The organism is Burkholderia sp. BCC1047 (genome assembly GCF_902833155.1).
Classification (GTDB): Bacteria; Pseudomonadota; Gammaproteobacteria; order Burkholderiales; family Burkholderiaceae; genus Burkholderia; species Burkholderia sola.
This window is the reverse complement of record NZ_CADFEH010000055.1, coordinates 25,688-32,762: the sequence shown is the minus strand read 5'-3', so window position 1 is coordinate 32,762 and position 7,075 is coordinate 25,688. Positions and strand designations below refer to the sequence as shown.

At 69.7% G+C, this 7,075-nt stretch carries 7 protein-coding genes; 3 read left to right on the top strand and 4 right to left on the bottom strand.

What is annotated here, in order from left to right; genetic code table 11:
- Positions 1–204 precede the first annotated feature (204 nt).
- The 3 genes from pxpA to pxpB are packed head-to-tail and all read right to left on the bottom strand — an operon-like array spanning position 205 to position 2,745.
- Complete coding sequence (gene pxpA / locus HWX55_RS34185) at positions 205–969, bottom strand: 5-oxoprolinase subunit PxpA (protein WP_175978875.1); 765 nt, start codon at positions 967–969, stop codon at positions 205–207.
- Between the two features lie 55 nt (positions 970–1,024).
- Positions 1,025–2,092 (bottom strand): biotin-dependent carboxyltransferase family protein, encoded by a 1,068-nt coding sequence (locus HWX55_RS34180; RefSeq protein WP_175978874.1) that lies wholly within the window; start codon positions 2,090–2,092, stop codon positions 1,025–1,027.
- Positions 2,089–2,745 carry a 5-oxoprolinase subunit PxpB gene (gene pxpB / locus HWX55_RS34175; protein ID WP_175978873.1) on the bottom strand — a complete coding sequence of 219 codons (657 nt, stop codon included), beginning with the start codon at positions 2,743–2,745 and terminating at the stop codon, positions 2,089–2,091. Before pxpB ends, HWX55_RS34180 begins: the two co-directional genes overlap by 4 nt.
- 149 nt (positions 2,746–2,894) lie before the next feature.
- Here pxpB and HWX55_RS34170 point away from each other — a divergent pair, with 149 nt between their 5' ends.
- A complete protein-coding gene (locus HWX55_RS34170; RefSeq protein ID WP_044847863.1) occupies positions 2,895–3,407 on the top strand; it encodes a winged helix DNA-binding protein in 513 nt (170 codons plus the stop codon).
- 73 nt (positions 3,408–3,480) lie between these two features.
- Here HWX55_RS34170 and HWX55_RS34165 read toward each other — a convergent pair whose 3' ends face one another.
- Positions 3,481–4,089 carry a 5-formyltetrahydrofolate cyclo-ligase gene (locus HWX55_RS34165; protein WP_175978872.1) on the bottom strand — a complete coding sequence of 203 codons (609 nt, stop codon included), beginning with the start codon at positions 4,087–4,089 and terminating at the stop codon, positions 3,481–3,483.
- 8 nt (positions 4,090–4,097) lie between these two features.
- Between HWX55_RS34165 and HWX55_RS34160 the strand changes: the two genes are divergently transcribed.
- Entirely contained in the window at positions 4,098–6,050 is a 1,953-nt protein-coding gene (locus tag HWX55_RS34160; protein ID WP_050014253.1) for a lytic transglycosylase domain-containing protein, read from the top strand.
- 51 nt (positions 6,051–6,101) lie between these two features.
- A complete protein-coding gene (locus HWX55_RS34155; RefSeq protein WP_050014254.1) occupies positions 6,102–7,061 on the top strand; it encodes a complex I NDUFA9 subunit family protein in 960 nt (319 codons plus the stop codon).
- Positions 7,062–7,075 lie beyond the last annotated feature (14 nt).

Sequence of the window (7,075 nt, the reverse complement as noted above, 5' to 3'; positions counted from 1 at the left end):
TGCCTACTTCGATGCACGGGGACTGATCTCGATCCGCCGCACGGTGGATCGCCTCCAGAGCATTAACTGAACCGCCGTATGCGGACCCGCACGTACGGTGGTGTGAGAGGGCTGAGGGGGTAACCCCTCACCCTACTCGATTGCGACGAAAACGTGCGGTGAGCGGGCAACGTCGCGAATGCGTCGAGTGCGTCGAACAGGCAGTTACGCGCCTTCGTCGGCCTGCACCGCTCCGGGCGCCACCACGTCGACGCCGGCAGCCTCGAGCGCCGCGCGGATCCGCTTCGCGAACGCCAGCGCATGCGGCCCGTCGCCATGCAGGCAGACGGTCTGCGCATTGAGCGGCACCCATTCGCCGCTCAGCGCGCGCACCTGCCGGTTGCGCACCATGTCGAGCGTGCGCGCGAGCACCGCATCCTCATCGTCGATCAACGCGCCGGGCTGGCTGCGCGGCACCAGCGAGCCGTCCGCGCGATAGCCCCGATCGGCGAACACTTCCTCCACCGCGGCGAGCCCCGCATGCCGCGCGGCCGCGACGAATACGCTGTTCGCGAGCCCGAACACCGCGAGCGACGGATCGAAGTCGTGGATCGCGGACACCACCGCGTCGGCGATCAGCGGGTCGCGCGCGGCCTGGTTGTACAGCGCGCCGTGCGGTTTCACGTGCGCGATGCGCCCGCCCTCGGCCTGCGCGATCGCCGACAGCGCGCCGAGCTGGTACAGCACGCCCGCATAGATGTCGCCGGCCGGCAGCTGCATTTCCTTGCGGCCGAAATTCTCCGGATCATGAAAGCTCGGGTGCGCGCCGATCGACACGCCTTTCTGCACGGCCGAGCGCACGCAGTCGCGCATCGCATTCGCGCCGCCTGCATGCCAGCCGCATGCGATGTTCGCCGACGTGACGAGGTCGAGCAGCGCCTCGTCCGATCCGCATCCTTCGCCGAGATCGGCATTCAGATCGATTTCCATATGTTCCTCGTCCACTGGTTGCGTGGCGCGTCTTTCGTTACCGCTTCCGCCATTGTCACGCCGCGCGCGATTGCCCGCGGCGGCGCGCTTCCTCGCGCATCTCGATCGCGACGTCGATCTGGCGCAGGTACGCCCGTTCCGCGACGAGGGCGGCGCGCGCGGCGTCGGGCGTCGTGCGCACGAAACGGATCGGCAGGTTGAGCCGCGCCTGCGCGAGCTTCCACAGGTCGGCGCGGATCACCGTGCCGATCTTCGGGTACCCGCCGGTGGTCTGCGCGTCGTGCATCAGCACGATCGGCTGGCCGTTCGGCGGCACCTGGATCGTGCCCGGCAGCACCGCGTGCGACAGCAGCTCGGCCGGCCGCTCGCGCACCAGCTCGGCGCCGGCGAGGCGATAGCCCATCCGGTTGCTGTTCGCGGTGACGAGCCATTCCTCGTCCCAGAACGCCTGCTGCGAATCGGCCGCGAACGACGCGTAGTCCGGGCCCGGCAGCACGCGCACGGGCATCGCCCACGGCGCATGCGCGGGGCGGTGACGGCGCGGCGGCTCGTCGACGCGCACGAACGCGCACCACGCCGGCGCCTTCACGCCGAATTCGGGCGCGTCGGCCGCGAGGCAGCCGGCGCCGGCCGGCGGCGCGCCGACCGGCAGCCGGTCGCCGTCGCGCAGCGTGCGGCCGCCGAGGCCGCCGAAGCGCGACGCGAGATCGGTGCTGCGCGAGCCGAGCATCGGCAGCACGTCGATGCCGCCCGCGATGCACAGGTAGCCGCGCATCCCGCGTTTCGCGGCCGGCAGCACGAGCGTCTGGCCGGCGTCGACCGGCAGGCTCCACCACGAATACACGGGCTTGCCGTCGAGCGTCGCGCCGAACTCGGTGCCGGTGATCGCGATGCGCGTGGCGCGCGTGAAGCGGAACGTGGCGGGGCCGATCGTGATTTCGACGGCCGCCGCGTCGGGGCGGTTGCCGACGAGCCGGTTGCCGACTTCGAGCGCGAGGCCGTCGAGCGCGCCGCCTTGCGCGACGCCGAGATGGCGCGTGCCGCGGCGCCCGAGATCCTGCACGGTCGACAGCGGGCCGGCCCGCACGACCTCGACGGTGCCCGGTGCGTTGCTCTGGGTCATCGTGCGTCGACTCCCGCAATGGTGAAGCGTACGCGGTCGCCGGGCAGCAGCAGCGTCGGCTGCGGCCGCGCCGGATCGAACAGCCGCTGCGACGTGCGGCCGATCAGTTGCCAGCCGCCGGGCGACGTGGCCGGGTAGATGCCCGTCTGCGCGCCACCGATGCCGACCGAGCCGGCCGGCACCTCGAGGCGCGGCGCCGCGCGGCGCGGCGTATGCAGCGACGCGTCGAGGCCGCCCAGATACGCGAAGCCCGGCTGGAATCCGACGAAGAACACGACGTAGGCGCCGGCCGCGTGGCGCGCGACGACCTCGTCGGCCGACAGGCCCGTGTGCGCGGCGACGGTGGCGAGATCGGGGCCGGCGGCCCCGCCGTACTCGACCGGGATTTCGACCTCGCGGCCGTCCGCGTGCTCGACGTCGGCCGTCTCCCACGCGTCGCGCAGCGCGGGCGTGAGCGAGTCGGCCGTCGCGGCGAGCGGGTCGAACACGATGGTCAGGTTGTTCATGCCGGGGACGACGTCGATCACGTCGGGCCACGCGCGCGCGGCCGCGGCCACGGCCCAGACGCGGCGCTGGCAATCGAGCGTGGCGGGCGGCGGCACCTCGCAGACGAGGGCGGCATCGCCGAGCGGATAAATGCGGGGTGGCGTCATCGGACTGGCACGGTTCGGACGGCAATGTTAGCGCACATTGTCAATAAAATATCGACAACTTCTCAATAAGCGTTTTCGCCTAGCTCGTCGGCCGGGGCTTCTGGCGTACACTCGGGCACATCCTGTCATCCGGCTTGCGCCGCCTTTCCATGAAGCGTCCTGCGACCAAGATCGTGTCATCCGAACACCTCGTTTCCGATTCGAGCGCGGAGCTGTCGGAGCTCGAATACGGGCTCATCATGGCCGGCAACGCGTTCAACCGCTGGATGGTGCGCTGCATGTCGGCGGCGGGCGCGAAGGACATGACGGCGGTCGAGGTCTCGCTGCTGCATCACGTCAGCCATCGCGAACGCAAGAAGAAGCTCGCCGACATCTGCTTCGTGCTCAATATCGAGGATACGCACGTCGCGACCTATGCGCTGAAAAAACTGATCGCCCGCGGCTATGTGAAAAGCGAGAAGAGCGGCAAGGAAGTGTTCTTCTTCGCGACCGACGCGGGCCGCGAGCTGTGCCTGAAGTACCGCGAGGTACGCGAACATTGCCTGATCGAGACGCTGAAGGACAGCGGCCTCACCAACGAGCAGATCGGCGACGCGGCGCAGTTGCTGCGCCACGCGTCGGGCCTCTACGACACGGCCGCGCGCGCGGCGGCGTCGCTGTAAACGAGCGCGGAAACGGTCGGTCGCCGCGACGCGCTCACGGCAAGCCGCGACGATCGCGGCGCCGCGCGCGCCATCATCCGGCGGCCGGATAAAGCGCCTCGTCGGTGACGATCCAGCGCAGCGCGAGATCGTGCGCCTCGGCCGGCAGCGCATCGACGCGGCACGCTTCGTACGCGATGCCGACCGTCACGGGCAGCGTGTCGCCCGGCCAGGCGGCGAGCGTGCGATCGTAGTAGCCGCCGCCGTAGCCGAGCCGGTAGCGCTGCGGATCGAATCCCACGCACGGAATCAGCAAAAGATCGGGCACGACGACGATTCCCGACGCCGGTTCGGGAATCCGGTGATGGCCTTCGCGCATCGGCGTGTGCGCGTCCCACGCGTGGAACGCGAGCGGCGTGTGACGCTCGCCGATCACCGGCAGCGCGGCGCACCGGCCGGGCCCCGCCGCGCACCATGCGAGTACCGCGTCGCGCGCATCGAATTCGCCCGGCAGCGGCCAGTAGAACCCGACCGTGCGCGGCGCCAGACGGTCGAGCAGCGTGCGCAGCCGCGCATCGAGCGCGGCGTTCGCGGCGGGTTGCGACGCGGCGTCGCGACGGGCGCCGGACAGCGTTTTGCGCAGCGCAACCTTCGGGTTCGGCACAGGGTTGCGTGCTATGCTTTCGGTCACTTCGTGCTCCATTCAAAACGATGTCGAACAGCCTTTTCCGAGTATATCGCGCGGTCGCGCTCGCGCTTTCGGCCGCCGCGCTCGTCGCCGGCACGGCCGCATGCGCCGCACCGAACGACGACACGCTCGCCGGGGACGACCAGATCTTCGTGCAGCTTCGCGAAGCCGCACGCCGCAACGACGCCGCGAAGGCCGCGCAGCTCGCGTCGATGATCCCGAACTATCCGGTGCCGTCCTACGTCGAGTATTTCCAGATCAAGCCGCAGTTGTTCGATTCGACGGGACGCGCGCGCGTCGATGCGCCGGACGCGCCCGTGCAGTCGTTCCTGCAGCGCTACGACGGCCAGGCGATCGCCGATCGCCTGCGCAACGACTACCTGCTCGTGCTCGGCGCGCGCCACGACTGGCGCAATTTCGACGACCAGTACAAGCGCTTCGTGCTCGACGACGACACGCAGGTCAAGTGCTATGCGCTCGAATCGCGCGCGGCGCGCAACGAGAACGTCGCCGACGCGGCGCGCGCGCTGCTCGTCGAGCCAAAGAACTACGGCGATGCGTGCGTCGACCTGATCACCGCGCTCACCGTCAACCAGCAGTTCACGAGCGACGACGTGTGGCAGCAGGCGCGCCTCGCGTACGAGCAGAACTACACGACGCTCGGCGGCAAGATCGTCGACGCGCTCGGCCCGCGCCCCGTCGGCTTCGACCAGGCGACGAGCGCGCCGCCGCTGTACCTCGCGCGCGGCGTCGGGGCTGACGCCGCATCGCATCAGATCGCGCTGATCGCGCTCAGCCGCATGGCGCGCAACGATCCGGACGCCGCCGCCGGGATGCTGACGACGGTCGCGCCGTCGCTGACCAAGCAGGAACAGGCGATCGCGTGGGGCGCGATCGGCTACCAGGGCGCGATCAAGCGCTCGCCGATGGCATCGGTCTGGTATGCGAAATCGGCGAACGCGCCGCTGTCGAACCCCGGCTACGAATGGCGCACGCGCGCCGCGCTGCTCGCCGGCAACTGGCCGATGGTGCGCTGGTCGATCGAGCAGATGCCGCCGTCGCTGCGCAACGATCCGGCGTGGATCTACTGGCATGCGCGCGCGCTCAAGCAGAGCGGCGACACGCTGCAGGCGAACCAGGAATTCGAGCAGGTCGCCGGCCAGTTCAACTTCTACGGGCAGTTGGCCGGCGAAGAGCTCGGCCAGCGCACGACGATTCCGCCGCGCACGAAGGTGAGCGACGCCGAGGTCGACGCGATGGGCAAGATTCCGGGCTTCGCGCTCGCGCAACGCTTCTACGCGCTGAACCTGCGCCTCGAAGGCAATCGCGAATGGAACTGGCCGCTGCGCGGGATGACCGATCGCCAGCTGCTCGCTGCCGCCGAATACGGCAAGCGCGTCGAACTGCTCGACCGCACGGTCAACACGGCCGACCGCACGAAGGCCGAGCACGATTTCACGCTGCGCTATCCGTCGCCGTACCGCACGACCGTCGAGCGCTATGCGCAATCGACGGGCCTCGACGTCGAATGGGCGTACGGGCTGATCCGCCAGGAATCGCGCTTCATCATCAGCGCGCGTTCGTCGGTGGGCGCGGGCGGCCTGATGCAGCTGATGCCGGCGACGGCCCAGATGGTCGCGAAGAAGCTCGGCATGGGCACGATCTCGCGTGCGCAGATGCACGACATCGACACCAACATCCAGCTCGGCACCTGGTATCTCGCGGACATCTACAACAACTTCGACAGCTCGCCGGTGCTCGCCACGGCCGGCTACAACGCGGGCCCGGGCCGGCCGCGCCAGTGGCGCCAGGTGTTGACGCAGCCGGTCGAAGGCGCGATCTTCGCGGAGACGATTCCGTTCAACGAGACGCGCGACTATGTGAAGAACGTGCTGTCGAACACCGTCTACTACGCGGCGCTCTTCGAGGGCAAACCGCAGTCGTTGAAGAAACGTCTAGGCATGATCTCGCCCTGATACACCGAACTGCCGCGCGAGACGCGGCAGTGTTCTTTTGAGGCCCACATCATGGATCGCCAGACCGTCGCGCTGCTGGGCGGCACCGGCTTCATCGGCAGCCGGCTCGTCAATGCGCTGATCGACGCCGGCAAGCACGTACGGATCGGCACGCGGCGGCGCGACCACGCGCGCCACCTGCAGATGCTGCCGGTCGACATCGTCGAACTCGATGCGCTCGACACGCGCACGCTCGCGCGCTTCGTCGCAGGCGCGCACGCGGCGATCAACCTGATCGGCGTGCTGCACGGCGGCCGCGGCACGCCGTACGGGCCCGGCTTCGAGCGCGCGCACGTCGCGCTGCCGGCCGCGCTGGCGACCGCCTGCACCGAGGTCGGCGTGCAGCGGCTGCTGCACATGAGCGCGCTCGGCGCCGATTCGCACGGCGCGAGCATGTACCAGCGCTCGAAGGGCGACGGCGAAGCCGCGCTGCATGCGGTCGCGGCCACCGATTCGCTCGCGCTGACGATCTTCCGGCCGTCGGTCGTGTTCGGCCCGGGCGACGCCTTCCTCAATACGTTCGCGAAACTGCAGCGCACGGTCCCCGTGCTGCCGCTCGCGATGCCCGACGCGCGTTTCCAGCCGGTGTTCGTCGGCGACGTCGTGCGCGCGTTCGTCAACACGCTCGATCTCGCGGGTGCGCACGGCAAGACCTACGAACTCGGCGGCCCGACCGTCTACACGCTCGAGCAACTGGTGCGCTACTGCGGCACGCTGGTCGGCCGGCAGGCACGCATCGTGCGGCTGCCCGACGCGCTTGCGCGGCTGCAGGCGAGCGTGTTCGAATGCCTGCCGGGGGAGCCGGTGCTCACGCGCGACAATCTCGCGACGATGTCGGTGCCGAACGTGCTGTCGGGGCCGCTCGCGCCGGAACTCGGGCTCTCGCCCGCGAGTCTCGAAAGCATTGCACCCGCGTATCTCGGCGAAGCGCCGACGCGCTCGCGGTTCGACTGGTTCCGCTCGCGTCGCTAATACCCGCGGGGCGC

Excerpts from the sequence above, each read along its gene's own strand:
- pxpA (WP_175978875.1), bottom strand. The coding sequence starts at position 969 with ATGGAAATCGATCTGAATGCCGATCTCGGCGAAGGATGCGGATCGGAC.
- HWX55_RS34180 (WP_175978874.1), bottom strand. The coding sequence starts at position 2,092 with ATGACCCAGAGCAACGCACCGGGCACCGTCGAGGTCGTGCGGGCCGGC.
- pxpB (WP_175978873.1), bottom strand. The coding sequence starts at position 2,745 with ATGACGCCACCCCGCATTTATCCGCTCGGCGATGCCGCCCTCGTCTGC.
- HWX55_RS34170 (WP_044847863.1), top strand. The coding sequence starts at position 2,895 with ATGAAGCGTCCTGCGACCAAGATCGTGTCATCCGAACACCTCGTTTCC.
- HWX55_RS34165 (WP_175978872.1), bottom strand. The coding sequence starts at position 4,089 with ATGGAGCACGAAGTGACCGAAAGCATAGCACGCAACCCTGTGCCGAAC.
- HWX55_RS34160 (WP_050014253.1), top strand. The coding sequence starts at position 4,098 with ATGTCGAACAGCCTTTTCCGAGTATATCGCGCGGTCGCGCTCGCGCTT.
- HWX55_RS34155 (WP_050014254.1), top strand. The coding sequence starts at position 6,102 with ATGGATCGCCAGACCGTCGCGCTGCTGGGCGGCACCGGCTTCATCGGC.